This is a genomic window from Bacillus sp. 9.4 (assembly GCF_055486415.1).
Genome location: NZ_JBVFMU010000002.1, coordinates 179,025 through 202,825 on the forward strand (window position 1 = coordinate 179,025; position 23,801 = coordinate 202,825).

The window sequence follows — 23,801 nt, forward strand, 5'->3', positions numbered from 1 at the left end:
CCGCCTTTCTCTGATCGTTCCGCTTGGCTTTCGATCCTGCGGAAAGCAGTTTTTGTTTCATTTTCTGAAGCTGTCCTTCCATCACAAAAACTTGCGGCTTATCAGATGCTATCCCCTGATAAAATGCTTTCAAGCCACTATCTGTCGGCATCGAGACCATTCCCGTCGTTTTCAGCATTCTCTTTTCATCTTCGGCGCCGACTTGCATACCGCCTTCTTCCCATAACGGCCAATTGAAGGAAATGGTGGAGCCGAATCTCTTTTTTGATGCCGCAAGAGAACAGCGGTATTCAGCAAATGCATCCATAAACGAATTGGCTGCCGCATAATCGGCTTGTCCAGCGTTTCCTAAACATCCCGAAACAGATGAGAAGAAAATGAAAAAGTCCAATGGGAAATCCTTGCTGCATTCGTCTACATGTAACAACCCGCTCACTTTTGGCTGCAATACTTCTTGAAACTCTTCATTCGTTTTATGAATGATGAAGTGATCTTTAATGCTGCCTGCACCGTGAATAATTCCATTGAGAGTGCCATATCTTTCTTTGATTTCCTCAAAAAGATGACGAACCGCATGCTGATCACTTACATCAGCCTCTCGATAGACAACCTCCGCTCCGATGCTTCGAAGAGCCTCCAGTTCGTTTTCCTTATCCTCACTTAAAACAGATCGTCCCGTCAGCACAATAGTAGACCGGCCAGTTCGATTGGCAATTTCCTTTGCAAACAGAAGGCCTAAGCTTCCTGCTCCGCCTGTGATTAGATAAACACCTTCGTCTCTCCACGGCATGTGAAGCGTATCAGCTGAAGGAAGCACCATTTCCCTCCAGCCTTTCACAAAACGGTGTCCAGCCTCATATCGAATCTGTTTGTCAAATGGTCTCCGGCTGTCGTCTTTCAGCTTGAGGTGAAGGTCTATCATCTCTTCAGGTTTCTCAATTTCGATGACCTGAGCAGTCAGTTTGCTGAACTCTATTTCTGCTGTTTTAAACAGACCGGAAACGCCGGCAAACAATTGCTTCTCTTTTTCCAGCGGAACAATCGCTTGAATGATGATACGGCCTGCAGAAAGCTCACGGACCTTGCTTTGCAGGAGTTCAAAAATGTTCTGCATGTAACATTGATAACGTTCAGCAATATGTCCTTCAGCTTCGTTTAGAGTAATCACACGGACATCTTTCATGTGGGAGGCAATGCTGTCTGTGACACTTCGTTCAGTTTCGAAGAGAACAATGATATGCTCCGTGTACGAAGGATCTTCGTCCTCTCGTTCTTCATTCTGTTTTTCCCACACCGGTTCAAGCATTAAGCGTTCGTACCGTGTTGAAGGCTTTGAAGTATGAACCTCCCCTTCTAATACTCTCGTTGAGAATCCTTTGATCCTGACACATACGCTTCCACTCTCGTCAATGACATCGATATCCGCTTTCTGAACAACCCCTCCGGAGTGATCGCTGTCACTTAAGCGAGCATAAGCCCACATAGAAGAAGAACACCCTTTGATCACCTCAAGCTCCTCAAGCGCAAATGGCAAAATCAGCTTTTGATCCGTCAATTCCTGCATGATGCATATTGTTGCTGTCTGCAAGGCGGAGTCCATGATACTTGGGTGCAGCACAAACTGTTCATTCGTTCCAGAAACGATTTCTGGAAGCTGCAGCTGCGCCAAAACCTCTCTGTTTCCTATATTCACATTCTTAATTCCTTGAAAGGCCGGACCATGGAACATTCCTCTGCTTCTGCCTTCTTCGTAAAATTGATCAGGCGACATCTTTCCTTTGCCGCAGCGGCGTGACATTTCAGCGAGATCTGCGACTGGCGTTTCGGCAGCAGATGCCAGCTCCGCACTGCCTTGACTATGAATAACAGGGTCGTCCCCGTCTTCCTGTGTACTGTAAATGTCAAAGGTGATTTTTCCATCTTCTTCAGGAAAGAGACTGATATCCACTTGAGCTGAATGTCTGTCAACCACAACAGGCTGAACCCAGACTGTATGATTCAATCTGATTCTGACAGCTTGGCCAATTTCACTTCCTGCCGCCTGGTTTATAGCCGCGTACGCCATTTCAAGGTACGCAACACCAGGAAGCACAGGCTTTCCTCTTACCACATGGTCTCTCAGGAAGAATTCTTCACCAGTGAAAACCGAACTGAATTTCTGTTCAGAAAAATCAGATGTATTCTGATGAAGCAATGGATGAATTGAGCCGATCCCTGTCTGATTTCCGGATAGCTGCGCCACCGGTTTGCGGTCATCCTGCGACGGCCAGTATCGTTCCTTTGCAAATGGATAAGTCGGCAGACTCATTCTGTTTGGGCGCTCTCCCTTGTAAAGCTGCATCCAATCTATATGCGCTCCCTTGCTCCACATTTCTGCAAGCTTGTTTACTTTTCCTTTGGCCATCCACTTACGTATGAGTTCAGCGCTGTCCTCATCCTCCGTCAGCCATGAAACCTCCCTGGCATTGTGCTTACTTCCTTGAAAACAGCCTTCAATCGCTGTTTTTCCATTGATAAAATCTGTGAGCCTCTGTTTTAACTCATTTACATGATCGGCAATAAAGACAACGCGATGCTCCATCGCTTCGCGCCCCACCTGAAGGGTATACGCAAAATCAGGCAGCTGGCTGTTCTCAAGCCCTCTTCTTTCCAAATAGGCCAGAATGTCTTCTGCATACTCTTGCAGCCTCTCTTTATTTTTCGCCGAGATCGGGACGATGCAGGTTCCGTCTATCTTTCTCTTATCTGAATCCCTTTTGAATTGTTCAAAAATGGCATGGGTATTTGTCCCGCCAAGCCCGAACGAGCTAAGTGCAGCCCTGTGCGTTTTGATCTCACGGCTTAACGTTTTCTTTTGATCGACGACGTAAAAAGGAGAGCTGGCTAAGTCTGTATTTGGATTCGGCTCCTTATAATTGATACTCGGTGCAAGCTCTTGATGATAAAGACTCATCACGACCTTAATGCAGCCCGCAAGACCGGCGGCTGTATCTAAATGTCCGATATTGGTTTTCACCGACCCAATGCCGCAAAATTGCGTTTTATTTGTATATTGCCTGTAAACGTTTGTTAAAGCCGCCAGCTCGATCGGGTCCCCCAGCTTCGTTCCGGTCCCGTGTGCTTCTACATAGCAGATGGATTCAGGCTGTACCTTCGTTTGATTCATGACCTGTTGGACCACGTCAGCCTGGCCTTTAACGCTTGGAGCATAAAAGCCGACTTTGTCAGCGCCGTCGTTATTTACACCAATGCCTCTCAGCAAGGCATAGATATGATCCCCGTCCTTTACTGCATCAGCTGCTTTTTTCAGCAATACAACAGCAACGCCCTCACCGCCTATCATTCCGTCAGCTGAAGCGTCAAAAGCTTTAATATGTCCATCACTCGAAAAGTTCAGCCCAGGCTGATGCACATATCCGATATTTGACTCGATATGCAGCGTTGCACCGCCAACTAAAGCATAATCAGATTCACCCGACAGCAGGCTTTTATAGGCAGAATGCAATCCAATCAGAGATGATGAGCAGTTGGCATGAACGAAATAGCTTGGCCCTCTCAGCCCGAGCTTATGAGAAATCATTGTCGGAATCGTCCCACTCTGTGCAAGCACCCACGAAACATAGCCGTCCGGCGTCTCCAGGCTCTCTGTTGTATCTGACGGTAACAGCGCGCGATAAGAATTATTGCTTGCCGACATAAAGACACTGGTTTGCGGAATCTGTCCCGCAGCATAACCGGCATCTTCTATTGCTTTCCATGAATGAGTCAGCAGCATCCGAAGCTGAGGGTCCATAAATTCAGCGTCTTTAGGAGAGATTTGAAAGAAGCTTGGATCAAATCTGTCTTTCCCCTCAATTGAAGCTTTAGCCGGGACATAGTCGGCATTCTCCGCTATCTCCTTTGAAATGCCAAAGCGCTGAAGCTCTTTTTTACTGAAAAACGTAATGCTCTCCTTGCCGTCTCTGAGGTTCTCCCAAAATTCATCATGATTTTTTGCCCCTGGAAATTCACACGATATGCCAATAATCGCTACACTATCGTCATAATAGTCCGGGAGATCACTCATCTCGGTAGACTGATCTTCTATATGAGCTGCCGGTTCTGTCGGCATATGGTCACTTGCATCGCCCATTCGCTGTTCAGTGATGTACTGGCTGATATTTTTAATGGTTGAATACTCAAACAGGTCTGTGACAGAAAACTCACAGGATAGTTCATGTTTGATACGATCAGCCACAGTGACCGCGAGAAGCGAATCCCCGCCCACATCGAAAAATCCGTCATCCCATTCAATGTCACTCGTTTTCAGCACTGCCTGCCAAATGGTAAAAACAGTATCCTGAATGTTCTTAGGAGAGGTCTGCCTTTGCTTTAGCTGCTCCCCTGATAAATCGATATTCTTAAGGCTGTTTCTATCTATCTTTCCGTTCGGAGTTAACGGCATATGATCAAGCTGAATAAAATAAGAAGGCACCATATAGGCAGGCAAAGCGTTTTTCACAAAATGACGCAGCTCTCTCGCTGTGAGAGAAGCATTTGCATGTTTAGCTGTATAATAGGCAGCTAGGTTATCCATATCTGCGACCACAACGCATTCCAGAATGCCGGGATGCTTACTAAGCCTGCTTTCAATATCACCAAGTTCAATACGGAATCCGCGGATTTTTACTTGATTATCGATGCGGCCTATATATTCAATTCGCCCTCCCGGAAGCCAGCGGGCCATGTCTCCCGTTCTATAAAGCTTAGACCCAGGCTCAAAAGGGTTGTCAATGAATCTCGAATCCGTTAATTCTTCCTTTTTGTAGTAGCCCTTCGCCACACCGTCTCCTGCAATGCACAGCTCACCCGGGACACCTGCCGGCACTGGCGCGAGCTGAGAATCCGTAATATAGATTTGTGTATTGGCGATTGGCCTTCCTATCGTGGCATGAGAGCATTCATCGTTAATGCGCTGAACCGCTGACCAGATAGTTGTTTCGGTTGGCCCGAACATATTCCAGGCTTCGCTGCCCGTATCTAAGAAATATCGTTTTAATGTCTCAGGCAATGCTTCGCCTCCGCATAAAATTTTCACGCTCTCTTCATTTTCCCAGCCTGAATAAAAGAGCATCTTCCACGTAGCGGGGGTTGCCTGCATCACTGTCGGTTTGATCGTGCGGATGTCCCGTTTCAGTTTTTCAACGTCTTTTGTATGCTCCGTTTGACAAATATAGCAGTGTGCGCCCTTTATTAAAGGCAAAAATAATTCCAGAGCTGCGATATCAAAACAGTAGGTTGTGACAGCAAGCATTTTATCCTCTGCCGTAAGACCTGGTGTTTCCCCCATCGAAACGAGAAAGTTTGTCAAAGCTTTATGCGGTATCATGACACCTTTTGGCTTTCCTGTGCTGCCGGATGTATAAATGACATACGCCAAGTTTTCCGGCGTGACAGTGCGTGTAAGCACTTTTCGATCAGAGGCTGTTTGAGCAATTTCATCCCAATCTTGATCTAAAAGAGCTGTTGTGACACCGTTCCAACTCAACGTATTTACTAATTCCGATGTCGTCAGTGTAATGAAAACTTCACTGTCCTCAAGCATGTATTCTAATCGTTCAGCCGGATAGGACGGGTCTAGCGGCACATACGCTCCCCCAGCCTTGAGGATCGCTAATAAACCCACTAGCATATCCAGCGATCGATCCACATAGATTCCCGCCAGACGGTCAGGACCCACTCCATGCGCCTGCAAATAAATGGCCAGCTGTGTGCTTTTCTCATCAAGCTCCCGATACGTCAATGTTTGACCTTCATAGCTGACAGCCGCTCTATCAGGCGTCTTTTTCGCCTGCTGCTCAAACAACTCATGAAAAGTTATATATGGATACGTTTTTCCTGTGGCGTTCCATGTTTTGAGGTTCATCTGCTTCTCTGCCTCAGGTAATAAAGAATACTCTTTTAAAGGCTGAGAAGGATTCAACATCGCCTGCTCTGTTACATAAACAAAATGGTCGAACATGGCGGATATAGAAGCCGCATCAAACAGCCCAGTATTGTACTTGATGTTCAGCTCCATTTTTTCTTCTGTTTCCCACAGTTCAAATACTAATTCGTATTCGCCCTCTTGGTGAATATACTCAACGTAATCGACAGAAAAGAAGTCAGCATAGCGGCTCAGCAAGCTTTGATAGCTTCCGGATTGAAGAAAATTCTGATAGAAAAAAGCGGTTTGAAATACCGGTGAACCTGCTTGACTGCGAGGAATATTCAGATCCCTCACCATTTTTGGAAAAGGATATGCTGCATGATCAAGCCCATCCAATATCGTTAATTGCAATTTTGAAATAAAGCTAGAAAAAGTGTCTGCCGGGTTCAGCTCACTCCGAATCGGGAGCATATTGAGAAAATGTCCAATGGCATCATCAAATCTTTCTTCCGGCCTCACCATGGCCGGCATGCCGACGATCTGTTCCTTTTGGCCGGTGTAACGGCCAAGCAGCAGCATATAGCAGCTTAAGAATACCGTCGTGACATTTACAGAATGCTCTTTCGCAAACGTTCTGACCTGATTCATGAAGCCGCTGGACAGCCGCCTGGTGTATGTATCCTCTCTAAACTCAGAATCGACTGAACTTGCGCTGACCTTAGGCAGCTGAAGATTCGGCAAAGTTCCCGATAGCTGTTTCTGCCAATATGTGCGATGCTTCATGCCATCTTTACCCGCAAGCATGTTTTTCTCCCATCCCGCAAAATCATGATAAATGGCAGGAGAAACAGCTATTTCCGGCTGCTGTCCTTTTAAAAGAAGCTGATAGGTATCAAACAGACTGCGTATAAATGTGACTGACGAAACTCCGTCAAAAATCAAATGGTGAATGACAACTAATAAAAAATGCTCTTGTTCAGATCTGGAAAAGCTCATGACACGCACTAACGGGCTGTTTTCCTTTACATACGGTTCCTTTACTTTCTTTCTAAGAAAAGCAGGAATATCAGACTCTTTCATACTTGAGATGTTTTCTGTCTTGATTTCAATTGAAAGCGCTGACTCATTTTTAAGAAATGGCACTCCGTCTTTCTCTTGGATGACGTGCTTTAAGATTGGGTGCTGATTCAATACAAGGCCGAAAGCCTGCTGGAATGTTTCAAGGTGGAGCCCTGAAGAAAATTTAAAACAGAGAGGTACGTGATATGCACTTTTTTCAGGTGACATTTTTTGCAATGTCCATAATCCTTTTTGAACCTCAGAAAGAGGCTGAAAAGTTGCCTGACTCCTTTCCGGTCCGGTTTTATATGTGTCCGTGCCCTTTTTGTCAGCAGACGAGCTGCTGAGGTCTTCATGTTCTGATAGATAGCTGGCTAAGCGTTCAATTGTAGGATATTGATGTATCTCTCTGGCTGTTAGTTTGATATGGTAGTTTTTCTCGATCGATCGAATGAGCTTCATCATCTTGATAGAATTCACACCAAGACTTTGGATATTTGCATTTGGCTCCACCCAATCGCGGGAAACGTGCAGCTCCTCAGTCAAACAGGTGAGCAGATGCTTCTGTATTTCTTCCCTTACTCTTTTCACCTGGTCTGCTTGCTGTATGTCCTCATCCTGGACCGCATCGTTCATCCGATTGGGTTTATGTAGCAAGTGGTCGAACTCTCCATTTTCAAATGAAGTTTTTAGCTGGGTGCGCTGGATCTTTCCGATAGCCGTTTTTGGAATCTCTTCTTTTTGTACAGGCAGCAAATATTCCGGGGTGACTCCGATCACCTGTGAGACATGGGATTGTATGTTTCTAAGAAGCTGAGACATCTGCTCATCATTTAATTTTGCAGAAGTAACAAAGAAGATAGCCAGCTGATCTGTTGAATTCTGGCCCAGACGGACAGCGCAAGCAGCGGTATAAGAAGTTTCAATTTCAGATAATTCTTCAACTGCAGACTCAATTGCATGACTGTAATAATTAATGCCGTTAATGATAATTGCATCTTTCGTACGGCCTGTTATGGTTAAGCGCCCGTTTCGCAAAAAGCCAAGATCTCCGGTTTCAAACCAGCCGTCTTCTGTAAACACACTCTCATTCAAATCAGGCCGCTGGTAATAACCGCTAGTAACAGAAAGACCCGAGACTTGAAAACGGCCGATCTCGCCCTCTTCAACCAATTCATTATGGTCATTCACAATTCTCATAGAGAAGCCGGGGATTGGAGAGCCTATTTCAACAAAATGATCATCATCACTTGTTCCAGCCCGGGTAAATTCATGAGAAAAAATAACGCCCGATGAAGTTTCGGACATTCCCCATGCAGGTCGGATGGCGTCAGCAGGCAGTCCATGTGGTTCTAAAAGCTCAAGTATTCTGCGCCCTACCTTGGCTACCATTGCTTCACCGCCATTGAGCATGTATCGCATTGAAGACAGATCCCATTTCTTATCTTTTATTTCTTCTGCAAAATCAGTAACCAGACCAAACGCAAAATTCGGCGCCCACGTAACAGAAGCTCGGTAATGATCAATCCAATCCAGCCATTTCAACGGCTCCATTAAGATCGTTTCGCTTGAGACGTTAATTTCCTGACAGCCAAGATAAACATCCCGCAAATGCAGCATTCCGATCCCTCCGACATGGTCAAACGGCATCCAGTTAAACGTAATATCCTCTCTGGTGAAGCCTTGCATTTGAATAATCCCTTTCACCATGCTCATAATGTTACGATGATTAAGCATAACTGCTTTGGGCGTTCCCGTACTGCCTGAAGTCAGCAATAAAAGCGCTAAGTCTTCGGGACTGGATTGATGCCAATCTGTGTCCGCTTCAGCGCTGAGCAGATCCTCTACAGCAATTGCCCTGAACCCTTCAAGCCCTTGTTCTTTTGCCCAATCGAGCATTTCCTGGTGCATCCCCCGGTCCGTAATCACCGCCGGCTTGTCAAGAAGCGTCCATGCGTCTTTCAGCTTTTGGGTGCCGCTGCTCGATTCAGCATACGTTGGCGGAACGGCTAATGGAGCCGGAACACCCCCTGTTAACACACACCCCCAGAACGCAGGGAGAAGCTGTGAATTGTCACCAAGCTGCAAAATCACGTTTTGTTTTGCTTTCAGGCCTGATTGGCGAAGCCCCTTCGCAATGCGCAGTCCATCATCCCATAATCGTCTGTATGATTGGTAAACTTCAGTCCCATCCGGCTGCAAATAAATGATTCCCTTTGTATCCCCAAGCTCCGCCGCCGTTTTGTATAAAACTTCAGGTATTGTTGCTGGCTGCTTTTCAGATATATGTAAAGGCTCCCCATGACTAACAGAAGGATTAGCTAATATACGGATATTATCATTATTTCTCATCACGCTGCCTCCATTTCACCTGCAAAATTTATATATATTTTCAGTTAATTACCATATAAACCTTTGATTCTACTTTTGACTTCTTCATGATGAAATGTTTTCTCATGCATCATCAATTCCTGTTCAATGACGCGCGGCAGCTGATCGCGAAGCGGGGCAACCAAATGATCTTTCAGTGTAACCAGTGAGTTTCTCGGCTTTTCCGCCAGTTCTTGCGCCAGCTCCACTGCATAATCTAACACTTCTGCACGGGGCAGCACCTTAAAAGGAACCCCTCTTTTTTCAAGATCAGCTCCGCGGTAGCTGCCCGCATTCAATAATATTTCCTGGGACAGGCTGAAACCCAGTTTTTTAGGAACGATAAAGGTAGCGCCCATTCCAGGCGTAAATCCGTATTTCATAAAATTAGCCGTATACACGCTTTCTCTGCTCAGAATGACTATGTCAGCAAAGAGCCCCATGACAAAGCCGCCTCCAATTCCATGGCCCTGCATTGCCGCAATAACTGGAATCTCACAATCCAGCGCCAGAGAATAAAGATTGTCATCAGTGAACTTGGTCAATCCCTGTTGAATTCGAAGCAGTCCTTCTTGCGTTCCTCCTGAAGCAAAATAATTATCATATCCTGTCAAAATAACCGCTTTGTATTTTGGGTTCTGCCGTATGTATTCAAACGCTTGAATTAAACCGTCTGTAAGTTCTTGTGAAAACGCGTTTTTATGAGTGCGATCTTGCATCTTTACCTGAATAATGGCGGATTCAATTTCGATAAGCTCTACAACAGAATGCGTCATGATGTCCTCCTAACGGTTCTGATTGTCATTTTTAAACGGTTACTGATCCTCCCATGGGAATTGCCCTGTTTCAACATATCTGATGATTCCCATTTGGTTTTGAGGATCAGAAAACATGTTTTGATTTGCAGTTAAAGCGGTGGCTTTCGCACGATTGACTTGATGATCAAGTGAGCTCATAAACTGTTTATAATGTGCGATTCCTTTTTTATTCAGCCTCCGCAAACGCAATAAATGCTTTCTCAGCAGCACGTCACTTTCAGCATCAAAAGCATCTATTAACCCCCATTCACTGGCTTCCTGAACGGAAATCGGCTTTGTCATAAGCGTCATATAATGCGCTTTCTGCCAGCCGATACGGCGGATCAGAAACGGTAAAACACAAGCAGGGTACAAGCCGAATAGCAGCTCAGAGAGACTGAATGACGCCGTCTGATCAGCAATGGCAATATCTGTGGCAGATACAAATCCAAGACCGCCGGCATTCACTTTTCCCCTGACATGAGATATCGTGACATAAGGGCCGGTCTGCAATTTCAGCCACAAATCATAGAGAGGCTCTTGGGAGCTTGCCTGTTCTCTGCCCCTTTTCATTTCCTGATAGATTTCTTGAAAATCAGCTCCGAAACAAAACACCTCGGGAAGCCCCTCTAAAACGACAACCGTCACCGTTGATGTTTCACATTGGTTTAACACTTGCAAGCATTCTTCTATCAGCGTGTCATTAATCGTATTATTCGCTTCAGGACGGTGAAAGGTAATATAGCAAACCGACGCTTGAAAGCGGACCTTTATCGTTTGATAGGTCACGAGATCCACCTGTACTTCCGATGAAACTCAGAAATTTCTTCTAAAAACAAGCGCGGCTTCTCTTGAGTGGACTGCATGATGCCCGGTATCATCTCAAAGTCCAGCTTTACATTGCGCGTCCCAAACCGCACCATCCCGCTCCCCTTAAACAATAGCTCATACTCTTCCATGGAGAGCTGATACCGGCGATCCAAATGCTTCTCAATACCAAATGTTCGCTGACGCTCCTGGCCTTGCGGAGTTGTAATTCCGCTGTAAAATTCAGAACAGCAGCCGGATCCGTAGGAAAAACAGCCAATTCGTTTAGGCGAATCAAACCTCCCTTGGTCTATCGTGCTGGCCAATGCCAGAAACAAGGCTGCCCCCATAATATTTCCAACCCGTTGACAGTAGTTTAAACCTGGTTTTACCCGAGTTAAAAAATCCGTCTCAATCCCGGATGTTTTCACCTTCGCCACCTTACGCATCATTGTCCGGTGCGCACCTTTCACCATCCCGCCAAAGGGCGTATGGTAAGCAAGATATTGAAACGTGTCCTGATAATTGGCACCCGGTACACGCTTTTGATATTCCAGAAAGGTCTGTTCGCAGCAATCCAAATATGACATTAAAGACAGATCAGAATCTCCCGCTTCACTGTCGGGAATGGGGCGGCACGTGTCCATCACTTCATAGCCGTAATAACCATTTGCTCCGGGATCTATTTGAAACACCTCGGGATTTTCGCCAACTAAAACGGCCACCGCTCCCGCTCCGGCGCTCGGTTCCGCATAAGACCAATCTTCGCTTAAAGCGTCTCCGCCCTCAGCGATTAAAAAACGTGAAATATCACTGGCGATAACCAGTGCTTTGGCACCCGGAGAAGTCTGGGATAATATAAAATTCACCGCCATCTGAAATCCCGCTGTCCCTGAATAACACGCCTGTTTAACCTCAAACAAACGGCAGTTGCGGTTGAGACCTAAATATTCATGGATATATGTACTTAACGATTTCCCAAAGTCGATCCCGGATTCAGAGCAAGTGATCAGCAATTCAATCCGGTCCTTCTCTGCTTCAGATAAAGCATCAATAATCGGCTTAGCTGCATTGACTCCGAAGGTCACGGGATCTTCATAAGGCAGTGCTACCGCTTTTTCTTTCATTAATAAGTTTTCAAATCTCGCAGTATCTAAATGTCTATATTTGGCCAGCTCCATGACATCAAGGTATGCCGTTCCGCCAAAGACATTCATCGCTTCTATTCCGGCTGAAACCATTTATGATTCGCCTCCACATTTCTCAATGTTTTGTATACAAACCGCGGTGTTCATTCCGCCAAACCCCATGCTTAAGCTCAGCGCATTTTTGATGCGGTATGAAATCGATTTCTCATTTACCCAATGAAAGGAATCATCGATTGGATGATCCAAATTCCTGCTCGGATGCAGGGTAGTTTTTTTCATTTGCAGCAAAACAGAAATAATCTCTACGATGCCCGCCGCACTAAGCCCGTGTCCGGTTATCGATTTTGTTGCATTGATATAAGCATGGGAAAGCCGGCATGCACGGAGCGCCTTTAATTCTATTTCATCTCCAATAAAAGAGCCTGTTCCATGAGGATTAATATAATCAATATCTTCTGGTAAAAGCCTGGCACGCTCCAGTGCCTTCTGGATGACATGAATCTCTCCTTCTAATGAAGGATCAGGATTCCGGTTTCCATCCAGTTTGATTGACCAGCCAGACAATGCTGCATAAGGTTTAAGACCTCTTCGTAAAGCCGTCTCCTTTCGTTCTATTACCAATGCACCGCACGATTCTCCATAGATAAACCCGTCTCTGTTTTGATCGAAGGGACGGCACGCTTTTTCAGGTTCATCAGCATATTTGTCCGTCCCCATAGCGCCTAAAGCCCTTAGCGCCTCGCATTCCATATAAGAAAGATCCATTAAAGCACCAAGTGCAATGCAAGTATCAACTTCGCCTGACAGGACTTGCTGAATCGCATGAATGACTGCTAACTGGCCGCTGGCCGAGGCTCCTCCCACCGTATATGCTAATCCCGTGATGCCAAACTGATCTGTACATATCCCGCAAAGATCGCTGTCCATGAAAGACAGACCATACGCCGGCGAAATAAAACCGGAGCGGTCTTGATACCTTTCATAAACTTCAAAGGTTTCTCTCTGCTGAAAATTTGACCCGCCAACAACCAGTCCGATACGTGAGGAATCTGCATCGTCCAATTCAGCCTCCTCCCAAGCCTCTGTGAGAGTTACCAATGCAGCGCAGCTGGAGAATGATGCTTTTCGCAACATTTTTTTAGAGAGTCGGTCAGGATAAGACAATGACGCAATTTCGGCTCCGATAAACCGGCTGTCTTTTTGTCTGCCTGAACGCTTCATGACATCAAAGGCATGTCTGCCGGACAGCAGCGAGGAAGCAAAGTCCTCTTTCCCTTGACCGATAGAGGCCGTAACGCCTACACCGGTCACCACCACCTCAGGCAGATTGCACTTTGTCATAAAGCACCTCAGCTAATTCACCGATGTTTTTCACCCCGGATAGCTCAATGCGAGGGATTTTTAACGATAAATCCTCTAGCACCATCGTGATAATTTCAGCCCTGTCTACAGAGTCAGCTCCTAGCTCAACTAACTGATCTTCAGGCTCAAATCTGTGTCCGTCTAATTCAGGAAGCACCTCGCAAATATTGGTGATTAATACTTCAAAGATTCTCTGTTTATCCATAATGCGCTCTCTCCTTCAAGGGATTATTTTAATGATTTTTATAGGTATATTTTCATAATATTCAAACTTTTATTTTTATGTTGTCTGTTTCATGCGACGGCTGATACATCGATTGCATCCGTTCATGAAGCAATACTGCCGTTTCTGTCATTAATTTTTTCCCGATTTCATCCACATGGCGGTTTCGCCAATTTTCAAATTGCGATCCTTTAACCCATTGATTAAAGGCTCCCAGCGCGGGACCGCAGTGAATTTGATAATCGACCTTCGAATGTTCGCTTCCGCTGATTGCCAATTTTGAACTGTATCTGAAGTACCATCGGAAAATCAAAGCCATTTTATGCTTCGGGTTTTGTTCAGCCTTCTCAATGTCTGCCGCGGGATAATGCAATGCAATATCTTTATATATGTCTTCTATACTGCGTTTAAAGTATTTCTCCTCAAGCTGGGCCAGCATCTTTGCATCCAGCTCACGTATAGACCCATACCGCTGATACAGTTCATATAACTTGTTTGCCCGTGCGGGAAAGAACACGCCTTTCTTTAGCACCTGCACTTTACTGCCCGATTCAAACATATCACCTGCAGGCGCATAGGCTGTATCTTGTACATTCATCTGCTGAAGCAAATCCTTTACTTTATCACTTGTTGCCGCCTCAACCGTACATTGATTGATTGAGCCTGTTAGAATAAAATCAGCCCCTAGCATAAAAGCCGCCATCGCTGCCTCAGGTGTTCCAATTCCTCCAGCTGCACCAACTCTTATTTTTTTCCGGTATTGATATTTTTTCATCATTTCATCTCTTAAAGATGTCATCGCCGGCATCAGGCTGTATGCCACACCGCCATCTGTATGACCGCCTGAATCAGCTTCTACACAAATATCGTCAGCCATCGGAATGCACCGCAACAATTCAGCTTCGTTCATAGTGATTTTATTTTCTCCTAAAAGCTTTTGCAGCATATTCTCAGGCGCAGGACTCAGAAATGATTCTGCAACTTCCGGCCGTGATATTTTTGCTATGAGACGATTTGAGCATATAACGTCACCATTTTGATTTCGTTTCACTCCTTTTGCGCGGTACCTTACTAATGCGGGGGTGACACTTAAAAATGCTGAAGCCTCCACAATGCTCACTTGATTCCTCAATAAAAGATCGATCATTTTTTCTTCTGATTCAGTATGTTTCATATTGTGGACCAGATTGATGCCATAGGCTTGTCCTTTTCCTAATTCACCTTGTATAGCATGGATCGCATCTTCAACCTCTTTCAGGCTCAAACCTCCTGTGCCAAAGAACCCCATCATTCCCGCTCTTGACAGCTTTACTACCATTTCTTTCGAAGCAATGCCGCGGTACATTCCTCCTGCAAGATAAGCATATGTAAGATGATAATCTTGTTTAAATTCAGCACTTCCTAAAGATTCTGCCGTAATCCCAGCTTGAACATTGCGTTGCTCCTTTAGATGCGCACTGATCGCGGGGTTCTTTTTCGGTATATATGTCAATGGTTCAGCTTCATTTTTAATCCGATGAATGAGACCGGTTAAAACAGTTCCAGGCCCAATCTCTGCAAACTCCATTTCTCCTCTTCCCATCAGAAAACGAATGCTGTCCGTCCATTTCACTGTGTTGTCCATTTGTTCAGATAATGTATCTTTTAATCTGTCTTGATGGTATGGCTCTGCGTAGACATTGGAGATAACCGGGATCGCCAAAGGTGCAAACTGGAATGAGTCAATATATTGCTTAAATACCTGTTTGGCTTCATTCATATATCTGGAATGAAAAGCTCCGCTCACATTTAATGGATGAAACAGCTTTACATCCTTGGTGTTTTCAAAAACAGCCCCAGCTTTTTCAATCTCGTTTTTCGGGCCAGAAATCACAATTTGCCGGGGCGTATTTTCATTTGCCACATCAATGTCATAAAGACGGTGCTCTTCTAAAACGGCTGTAACTTGTTCCTTACTCAGGCCGATCACAGCAGCCATTCCGCCCCCTGTAATTCGTCCCATCAATTCTCCTCTTTTTTTGACGAGCCTTAATCCGGTTTCAAAATCAAATGCACCGGCTGCCATCAGCGCATTGTATTCTCCTAAGCTGTGTCCTGCCGCAAAATCAGGTTTTCTGCCGGTCTCCTCCACTCTCTTCAAGTAACTGAGTGCATTAACAACATACAAAGCCGGCTGCGTGTATTCAGTATGATTTACATCCAGATATGATTTTTCGGTACATAGCTTCTCTATTGAATAGCCCAATATTTGATCTGCTTGATCTGTCAAATGCTGATACTGTTCAAATAGCCCTTGTCCCATCCCCTTTTGCTGGGAGCCTTGCCCTGGAAAGACATATGTAATCATCTTGTAAACTTCCTTTCTGGTGTACGGAAATACTCAACCGTATTCAGATTTTTCAGCTCCTGATGAAATGGTGTTATGATTGAGCAGCAACGGTCAGCTGAATCACCCGGAATCAGCTGTTTCACAAAAGCAGCTAAGGTGCCGGATGGCCCTAAATCGATAAACTTGCATGTATGCTGGCTTTCCAAATATCGAATCGCTTCACGAAACATCATTGGCTTTCTGACCGCATTCCAAAAGAAATTCTCGTCCATTACGTGAAGGCAGCTTCCCGTTAAGCTCGATACAATCGGTATTGACGGTTTTTTAAAAGATTTTGATCTTAAAAATTCTGCATAGGCACTCTCTGCCGGATCAATAAGCGAAGAATGAAAGGCATAGGACACAGGAAGCAGCTGGCAAAGAATCTGCTTCTCCTTTAAATCCTCCATAATCTTCCTTATATGATCTTCTTCACCAGAAATGACGAAGTGCGAATCATAATTGATAGAAATGAGTTCACTATTTCCAAACAGTTGCGGATGATCATTCAGCAATTGCGGTTTGTCAAGAATGGCCAGCATTTTTCCTTTATCGCAGGAATTCTGGATGATAATAGCCTGTTCAAGTATGCAATCCAGTATATCCTCTGCGTCTGACACACCAGAAACTGCCGCTGCTGCGAATTCTCCCAGACTTGATCCCAATACGTAATCAGGATAAATTCCCCTGTCTTCCAAAACCTTATATAAGGAATACTCAATCATAAAAATGGCGGGGTGGGAAAAAAGAATACTGTCAAACGGATCTGACACACGTTTACCTGGATGGTAGATTTCTTCAACAATGGATGTGCCGATTCGCCGTGCTGCAATGGCATCCATTTCAAGCATTGATTGGCGAAACACGGTATTTTCCTTAAATAGTTCTTTCCCCATGTGATAGTATTGGGAACCTTGCCCGGAAAACATAAAAACAAGCGGTTCATTCATGTGTATAACCTTCTTTTTTTATATTTATGACGGCTATTGGATTTCTCATTTCCATGCATGTTGTTAAAGCACATAGCAGCGATTGAAATGAAATTAATAAATGGAAAAGACATATGTGAAAAAGTAAAGGAGATTCAACTTGGAAGGATTGCTATTGGTGCTCTGGATGCGGTTCATTTATGACGTGATCGTAGATGTATGTTGATATCTCAAAATTGATGTAACATGATAACAGGATCAGCAAAGAACATCGACTCTATGATTGGTGGGTGCGGTTAAAAAATGGACCATCTAGATGTGGGAGCGATGGTTTGACAGACCGGCTGACATAGTTCAAATGTCTAACTTAATTTATCAGCCTCTTTATGTAACAGTATATAAAGTTATTCAATTAGAAACAGTGTCAATCGAACGATTGAATCTTTAAAACTTTATACCTTAAATGAAAGGAAATCTGTGTTTAGACCTGATTGATGAGATACATGGCCATAGGGGCAAATGCTTTAGCGGGGCATTGCTTCCGCATCTTTCTTTATGCGATGAATTAACCCAGTTAAAACATTTCCAGGCCCTACCTCCTCAAACTCCATATGGCCTATTTTCATTAAGTAGCTTATGCTGTCAGTCCATTTCACTGAATGATTAATTTGATCAGCCAGCGTCTGTTTCATGAATTCGTATGTATACGGTTTGGCATACACATTAGAAATAACCGGGATAGACGGAGGCGAAAAATAAAAGGCATGAAGGAACTCCTCAAATTCTTCTTTTGCCTTATTCATGTATCTGGAATGAAACGCGCCGCTTACGTTTAAGGGGAGTACCATTGTAACTTCAGTCATCGCTTCAAAAAGAGATGCGGCTTTTTCAATCTCATCTTTTTTTCCTGAAATTACAATTTGATATGGGGCATTCACATTAGCGATATCAACATCATGTAAATGATATTTTTTCAGAGCCTTTGCAACCTGCTCTTCATTTAGTCCCATAACAGCTGCCATACCGCCGTTGCTTATCAGACTCATCAGCTCGCCTCTTTTTCTGACAAGCTGTAAACCTGTCTCAAAATCAAAGGCTTCAGCTGCAAATAACGCATTGTATTCACCCAAGCTGTGCCCGGCGACAAAGTCAGGCTTAACTTCTTCATCCTTGATTTTTTTCAGATAGCTTAGTGCGTTTACCACATATAACGCCGGCTGAGTAAATTGCGTTTTGTTTAAATTGGAATAAGGATTTTCCAGGCAAAGACGTTTGATAGAATATCCTAAGATCTCATCTGCCTGATCCGTCAGTTCTTTAAATTCATCGAATAGGCCGCTGCCCATTCCCTGTTTTTGTGAACCCTGACCTGGAAAAACATATGTGATCATTCTCTCAAAGCCACCCTTCCGATTAGTAGATGTGTTTCACTTCTGTATGATTTTATAATAGTGATGACCGGATAAATAGTAGCATGTTCATGTTGATGGTAACCTCTGTAAATATTATCCGTCAAGTTAATTTTTCCTACAGTTTGCTCCATTGTTTTTCTGCTTTTTTCCATTGAGGAATAAAGGATCAGGAGATATAACAGAACATAAGAAAAAAGACCCGGATTACATATAGGGCGCCATATCATGATAATGCGCTTCATTTTCTTTCAAATGAGTTTTCAAAATAAATAACACCTTCTATGTAATCATTTTCGAAAATAAAAATCATTTAGATATTCGAAGAAAAATAGGATAATAGATTCAGAAGGATTATTTAAAATCAAAAATACCTTTTTGGTTTTTACGAGTGCGAAATTTCACAAAATATTCTTTTTTATCAATTTGAAAGTAAATATTATGCTGATAAAGATCCTTTATCGAATGGCCGGGCGATTTGCCAAATGAGTGACCAGGATACACCCGTACATGGGGTGAAACCTCCGACTTTATTCTTTGAATACTATCAAACATCTCTTCCGCAGAGCTGCCATCATCCTCACATATGCCGCACCCTTCTGTAAACACCGTATCTCCGGTAAAAATACTCTCAGAAAACAAATAACACATTCCGCCGGCTGTATGCCCCGGTGTGAGAAGGCATTGTGCTCTTGTGTTTCCTATGCTGATTGTCTGATGATCATCTAGGCTAATTAAATTTCTGCATCGGAATTGATAATAATCAATTTCTTTTTTTGACATATAAACTTGAGCGTTAAACATCTTCGTCAGCGGGTCTACCAGATTTACATGATCATAATGAGAGTGTGTCAATGCGACTGCCTTTAATTCCGCTTCGAGTTCGGAAAGTGTAGTGGTTATCTTACTCAATTCCCATGAGGGATCAACAACAATTGCAGATCTGCTTACAATATCTTCAATGATATAGCAATAATTCGTCCAGCCCTGATACCTTGTTTTAATTGGATGCACCTTGTAAGTAAGATTCATTTATACCATCCCTATCATGTAAAGTTCTTAAACGATGGACCAGTGTTCACCCCTCAGTCCGTCTTTCATTCCACTTTACCAAACAGTATGATTGTTTTCCATTTTTTTCAGAGATCCTTGTTCTTTGAAAATAAAAAAGCGACTCTTTTGGACGCATGCCCAACAAGAATCGCTTTTGCACTAGTGCCTTAAGGATGTCGTTTTTGTGTCTCACGTGTATCTTCCACGCAAATTGACTCTACATGCTGCATAATGACCCGCTTGATTCGGTCTTTATTCACGCGCACAGGGTCAAGCATGGCATGTAAAGCCAAGCCGTCAACAAGCGCGTAAAGTCTCTCAGCTTCAATGTCTTTATCAGCATTCTGCTTCAGTAAATCGGATTCATCTAAATAGGCAATCAAATTCCACATGCCGCTGAAAATCCCGTCATGATTCGCATCAAACATATCCTTTTTATGTCTGGCGTAAGCAGTAAAAGCAAACCAAACCTCCATCTCTCTAATCGTTTCTTCATTCGTTGGAACCATTTCAAGCAAAATTTGCAACACTTTTTCCTTAGGGAGCAAATCCCTCACTGCAATGTCCTTAATTCGGTCCGTTACCTTTTCTTGGACAAGTTTCATTGCAAAAGCAAGCAATTCATCCTGTGTAGAGAAATAATGGCGCAGCGCACCTAATGACAATCCTGCTTCCTTTGCAATGTTCCTGGCTGATGCTCCCTCCATCCCTCGTTCTAAAATGACGCGCCACGTTGCTTCTGCAATTTGTTTTCTTCTTATCTCATGGTCAATTTGTTTTGGCATAGCTTTATTGTAACAAGAAAAAAATGAGAGAGCAATTTTTATAATACAGTTGTGTTACAAAAACAAAGATGGTAACATATTATTTAAATAATACAACTGTATTGAAAAGAGGGGAATGGATTGAACGGTATCGCATGGATGATTGTTTTCTGTGAAATTGCGTTTTGGGTTGTCATTGTTTTGGGGCTTGCTGTACGCTACGTATTCAAACGACATACATTAGGACTGCTATTCCTTGCCTTAACTCCAGTTATCGATTTGATCTTGTTAGCGGCAACTGGTGTGGACCTTTACCGCGGAGCCTCAGCGACCGCAGCCCATGGGATTGCAGCTGTTTACATCGGTATATCGATCGCTTATGGAAAACAAATGATTCAATGGGCAGATGAAAAATTTCAATATTATGTGACAAAAAAAGGCGCAAAACCGCTGAAACGTTTTGGAATGGACCATGCCAAGCACGGTGCGAAAGGCTGGCTAAGACATGTGCTGGCCTACTTAATTGGTGCGGGACTATTGGGAGGGATGATCTATTTTATCAATGACTCTGCCCGAACCGAGGCATTGAGCGGCATTCTTAAACTGTGGACTGTCATTATAGGCATTGACTTTCTCATTACAGCCAGCTATTTTATTTGGCCAAAAAAAGAGAAAGCTTCGGTGAATCTCAGGAGTTAACATGATGAAAAAGGCCCTTCCCCAGTGGAAAGGGCCTTTTTTGGTTTTGTTAAAATATGCTATACTATTTTCGTTAGAAAACAGACTTATAGATATTTTGGGCTGATTCAAGGGTAACTGTTTGTATGAGTAAGCAGGTGAAGGGAGTGTCATACATGAACCAAAAAGAACAGAACGAGCACTCTAAAGATTTTAACCTGAGATCAAAATTAATCGGAATTGTATCTATTACTTTTATCGCGGCCATTGCGCTTGCAGTCATCTTCGGCGGCTTTTTCTTCGGGATGAAAGGCTTATTCTCCATACTTGGCATCACATACGCTTCCAATCAAACATTAGCTTTATTTATTTTAGCCTGCTTTGCTGTAGGTTTAATCATAGACCCACTCACAAAGATTATCTCTATCATTTTGGCAAAATCACTTTCATTGAAAAAGACTGCACTTTTTGCTTTTATACTGTATTTTATCAGCAATCTTATAACGATCTGTTTTGCAGATTACTTTATGCAGTCTATTTATATTCCAGATATCTTGCTTGTTGTGATATCAGCAGTGATGGCTTTCACTGAACTTGCTTTTGATGACCAGCCTAATAGAGAAGCAGCTTAAAATGCCGATGGCAGATATGGAGAATTCATAACACCTTATATTTGGACATCACCAGTTATATAAACGAAAAAACTCCCTGTTCACACGAACAGGGAGCAAAACACAATGTTGTAATTTAAATTCTGCATTCTAAAATGATTCTTACATTCGGATCATCAAGTTCATCCAAAAAGATAATGATCTTCGGACCACATGCCATGTGTTTCCACCCCCTCATCCAAAATATACATTAATTCCAATTGCCTGTAAATGGAAATTTTGTTATACGGAGGGACCATGAAGTATAATGCATTAACACTGCTCACACGTTTACAACCGTTTCTTATAATCTGACACTCCAATGAGTACAAAAAAGCATTGATCCATTCAGAGAATGGATCAATGCCTACCACCCCCGCTACATCACGCGTTTGAACATCTTTTCCATCTCATATGTCGAGTGGTGAATGATGATCGGGCGGCCGTGCGGGCATGTAAATGGGTCTGATGTGCTTCGGAGGTCGTCCAGAAGCGCTTTGATTTCGTCGTTTCTGAGGTGGCGATTTGCTTTGATGGAGCCTTTGCAGCTCATCATAATCGCCGCTTCCTCGCGGAGTTTTTTAATATCTATATTTTTGGAGTCGAGCACCTGCTGAATGATTTCTTCTATAAGCTCTGCTTCTTCTCCCTTTGGAAACCAGGCCGGGTGGCAGCGGACGATGTAACTGTTAGAGCCGAATGACTCTAAAAAGACACCGACGCTTTCGAGCTCTTGTTTGTGCTGTTCAATAATCAAAGCCTCATTTGTGGAGTAGTGGAACGTCAGCGGTACAATCATCTCTTGCACCTCAGGCTCAACCTCCCCCACCTTTTCACGAAAGTACTCATATTTAATACGTTCTTGGGCGGCGTGCTGGTCGATAATATATAGGCCGTTTTCGTTTTGTGCCAATATATAAGTCCCGTGCATCTGGCCGATCGGGTACATAATTGGAACCCGCTCAGACGCTGGCTGCTGCTGTTCCTCATGGCATTCCTGCTCAAATGTTTCAGGCTCTTCTGCTGAAACATCGGACACCTCAATGGTTTGTTCCTGATCAACGATAGGTGGAGCATCAAATTGGAGAGGAGGCAATTCTTCCTCCACATCAACCGGCTCTTTCACGACTGAGCTGAGCTTCATTGGTGAATAAGATGACGCAGTCGATTTTTCTGGAACTTTTTTTTCCGGAGGCTTTTCATCAAAGGTTATGAACTGCTGCTCATTTTTGATTACAGGTGCCGATTTTTTCGGGAGCTGGGCACTCGGAATCAGCTGCTGCTGTTTAAATACATCTTTAATTCCGTCACGAATTAAGTCATGAAGCTCTGTTTCCTTGCTGAGCCGGACCTCAAGCTTCGATGGATGCACGTTGACATCGACTAAAATCGGGTCCATCGTAATTTCTATAAAAGTAATCGGATGGCGTCCGATCGGCAGAAGCGTATGATAGCCTTCATGAACCGCTTTGACGAGCGGGAAATTTTTAATGTAACGGCCATTGACCACAGACGACATATAGTTTCTCGACGCCCGTGTAATCTCTGGGAGGGCGATATATCCCTTTACTTCAAAATCCAAGGAGCTCACATGCAGCGGAAGCATTTTTTTGGCGACAGCCGTGCCGTAAATCGCTGCCAGTACATGGCGCACATCTCCGTTTCCGTTCGTTTGAAGCAGGTTTTTCCCATGATGGCGCAGGCGGATCGATACCTCTGGATGCGCCAGAGCAATACGGTTAACCACATCTGTAATGTTTCCAAGCTCTGTATGAACGGTTTTCATATATTTCAAACGGGCCGGTGTGTTAAAAAACAGGTTGGAAACGACAATTTCAGTTCCCTTCCTGCTTGAGGAACGCGATTCGGAAATGATGTTTCCTCCTTGGAGGACGAGCTTCGTCCCAGCTCCTTCACCAGTGCTTGTTGTAATCTCCAGATGAGAGACTGACGCGATACTCGGCAGAGCTTCTCCCCTGAAACCGAGCGTTCTCACCCTGAATAAATCATTTTCATCTTTTATTTTACTCGTTGCGTGGCGGCGGAAAGCTCGCTTGCAATCTTCATTCTCCATTCCTTCGCCGTTATCCAAGACCCGAATGGATGCAAGGCCTGCTTCCTCAATATCGATTTCAATGACTGTGCTGTCAGCGTCGATCGCATTTTCCACCAATTCTTTGACGACTGAGGCGGGCCGTTCCACAACCTCGCCCGCCGCTATTTTATTTGAAAGCTCATCTGACAGTTGGATGACTTTTGCCACATTCATCACCCCG

15 protein-coding genes (1 of these 15 only partly in view) are annotated in these 23,801 nt (G+C 43.9%); 2 read left to right on the top strand and 13 right to left on the bottom strand.

What is annotated here, in order from left to right; translation table 11 throughout:
* The 12 genes from pksJ to ACZ07B_RS07560 all read right to left on the bottom strand — a co-directional run.
* Positions 1-9,319, bottom strand: partial view of a polyketide synthase PksJ gene (gene pksJ / locus ACZ07B_RS07505; RefSeq protein WP_464877071.1) — the 5' portion only. Its footprint begins 5,813 nt before the window's first position; the window shows 9,319 of its 15,132 coding nt (coding positions 1-9,319); it begins with the start codon at positions 9,317-9,319; the stop codon falls past the left edge of the window.
* A gap of 44 nt (positions 9,320-9,363) precedes the next feature.
* Positions 9,364-10,113 (bottom strand): polyketide synthase, encoded by a 750-nt coding sequence (locus ACZ07B_RS07510; RefSeq protein WP_015383709.1) that lies wholly within the window; start codon positions 10,111-10,113, stop codon positions 9,364-9,366.
* A 39-nt stretch (positions 10,114-10,152) separates the two neighbouring features.
* Positions 10,153-10,932 carry an enoyl-CoA hydratase/isomerase gene (locus ACZ07B_RS07515; RefSeq protein WP_086343856.1) on the bottom strand — a complete coding sequence of 260 codons (780 nt, stop codon included), beginning with the start codon at positions 10,930-10,932 and terminating at the stop codon, positions 10,153-10,155.
* Positions 10,920-12,182, bottom strand: a complete 1,263-nt coding sequence (gene pksG, locus ACZ07B_RS07520; RefSeq protein ID WP_024573082.1) for a polyketide biosynthesis 3-hydroxy-3-methylglutaryl-ACP synthase PksG — start codon at positions 12,180-12,182, stop codon at positions 10,920-10,922. The genes ACZ07B_RS07515 and pksG overlap by 13 nt, the downstream gene beginning before the upstream one ends.
* On the bottom strand, positions 12,183-13,430 hold the full coding sequence (gene pksF, locus ACZ07B_RS07525) for a polyketide biosynthesis malonyl-ACP decarboxylase PksF (RefSeq protein ID WP_422705234.1): 1,248 nt from the start codon (positions 13,428-13,430) through the stop codon (positions 12,183-12,185).
* Complete coding sequence (locus ACZ07B_RS07530) at positions 13,408-13,656, bottom strand: acyl carrier protein (protein WP_003231809.1); 249 nt, start codon at positions 13,654-13,656, stop codon at positions 13,408-13,410. Before ACZ07B_RS07530 ends, pksF begins: the two co-directional genes overlap by 23 nt.
* A gap of 61 nt (positions 13,657-13,717) precedes the next feature.
* Positions 13,718-16,021: an ACP S-malonyltransferase gene (gene fabD, locus ACZ07B_RS07535; protein WP_464877072.1), complete on the bottom strand. Its 2,304-nt coding sequence runs from the start codon at positions 16,019-16,021 to the stop codon at positions 13,718-13,720.
* Positions 16,018-16,992: an acyltransferase domain-containing protein gene (locus tag ACZ07B_RS07540; RefSeq protein ID WP_064671399.1), complete on the bottom strand. Its 975-nt coding sequence runs from the start codon at positions 16,990-16,992 to the stop codon at positions 16,018-16,020. The genes fabD (ACZ07B_RS07535) and ACZ07B_RS07540 overlap by 4 nt, the downstream gene beginning before the upstream one ends.
* A gap of 503 nt (positions 16,993-17,495) precedes the next feature.
* Positions 17,496-18,362, bottom strand: a complete 867-nt coding sequence (gene fabD / locus ACZ07B_RS07545; RefSeq protein WP_464877073.1) for an ACP S-malonyltransferase — start codon at positions 18,360-18,362, stop codon at positions 17,496-17,498.
* The gene (locus tag ACZ07B_RS07550; RefSeq protein WP_019712693.1) at positions 18,359-18,625 is read right to left on the bottom strand and encodes a hypothetical protein; all 267 of its coding nucleotides are present in this window, start codon (positions 18,623-18,625) and stop codon (positions 18,359-18,361) included. Before ACZ07B_RS07550 ends, fabD (ACZ07B_RS07545) begins: the two co-directional genes overlap by 4 nt.
* Before the next feature lie 109 nt (positions 18,626-18,734).
* Positions 18,735-19,412, bottom strand: coding sequence for an MBL fold metallo-hydrolase (locus ACZ07B_RS07555; RefSeq protein ID WP_003231824.1), 678 nt, complete (start codon positions 19,410-19,412; stop codon positions 18,735-18,737).
* Positions 19,413-19,600: 188 nt separating this feature from the next.
* Positions 19,601-20,218 (bottom strand): TetR/AcrR family transcriptional regulator, encoded by a 618-nt coding sequence (locus ACZ07B_RS07560; RefSeq protein ID WP_464877074.1) that lies wholly within the window; start codon positions 20,216-20,218, stop codon positions 19,601-19,603.
* 120 nt (positions 20,219-20,338) lie between these two features.
* On the opposite strand from ACZ07B_RS07560, the gene ACZ07B_RS07565 reads away from it, so the two are divergent.
* On the top strand, positions 20,339-20,896 hold the full coding sequence (locus tag ACZ07B_RS07565; RefSeq protein ID WP_163189405.1) for a hypothetical protein: 558 nt from the start codon (positions 20,339-20,341) through the stop codon (positions 20,894-20,896).
* Between the two features lie 155 nt (positions 20,897-21,051).
* Positions 21,052-21,507 (top strand): regulatory YrvL family protein, encoded by a 456-nt coding sequence (locus tag ACZ07B_RS07570; protein ID WP_134818944.1) that lies wholly within the window; start codon positions 21,052-21,054, stop codon positions 21,505-21,507.
* Positions 21,508-21,904: 397 nt separating this feature from the next.
* Here the strand turns inward: ACZ07B_RS07570 and mutL are convergent, their stop codons facing one another.
* Positions 21,905-23,788: a DNA mismatch repair endonuclease MutL gene (mutL, locus tag ACZ07B_RS07575; protein WP_464877075.1), complete on the bottom strand. Its 1,884-nt coding sequence runs from the start codon at positions 23,786-23,788 to the stop codon at positions 21,905-21,907.
* Between the last annotated feature and the right edge of the window lie 13 nt (positions 23,789-23,801).

Excerpts from the sequence above, each read along its gene's own strand:
- ACZ07B_RS07510 (WP_015383709.1), bottom strand. The coding sequence starts at position 10,113 with ATGACGCATTCTGTTGTAGAGCTTATCGAAATTGAATCCGCCATTATT.
- pksG (WP_024573082.1), bottom strand. The coding sequence starts at position 12,182 with ATGGTTTCAGCCGGAATAGAAGCGATGAATGTCTTTGGCGGAACGGCA.
- pksF (WP_422705234.1), bottom strand. The coding sequence starts at position 13,430 with ATGACAAAGTGCAATCTGCCTGAGGTGGTGGTGACCGGTGTAGGCGTT.
- ACZ07B_RS07530 (WP_003231809.1), bottom strand. The coding sequence starts at position 13,656 with ATGGATAAACAGAGAATCTTTGAAGTATTAATCACCAATATTTGCGAG.
- fabD (WP_464877072.1), bottom strand. The coding sequence starts at position 16,021 with ATGATTACATATGTCTTTCCAGGGCAAGGCTCCCAGCAAAAGGGGATG.
- ACZ07B_RS07540 (WP_064671399.1), bottom strand. The coding sequence starts at position 16,992 with ATGAATGAACCGCTTGTTTTTATGTTTTCCGGGCAAGGTTCCCAATAC.
- fabD (WP_464877073.1), bottom strand. The coding sequence starts at position 18,362 with ATGATCACATATGTTTTTCCAGGTCAGGGTTCACAAAAACAGGGAATG.
- ACZ07B_RS07550 (WP_019712693.1), bottom strand. The coding sequence starts at position 18,625 with ATGAAGCGCATTATCATGATATGGCGCCCTATATGTAATCCGGGTCTT.
- ACZ07B_RS07555 (WP_003231824.1), bottom strand. The coding sequence starts at position 19,412 with ATGAATCTTACTTACAAGGTGCATCCAATTAAAACAAGGTATCAGGGC.
- ACZ07B_RS07560 (WP_464877074.1), bottom strand. The coding sequence starts at position 20,218 with ATGCCAAAACAAATTGACCATGAGATAAGAAGAAAACAAATTGCAGAA.
- ACZ07B_RS07570 (WP_134818944.1), top strand. The coding sequence starts at position 21,052 with ATGAACCAAAAAGAACAGAACGAGCACTCTAAAGATTTTAACCTGAGA.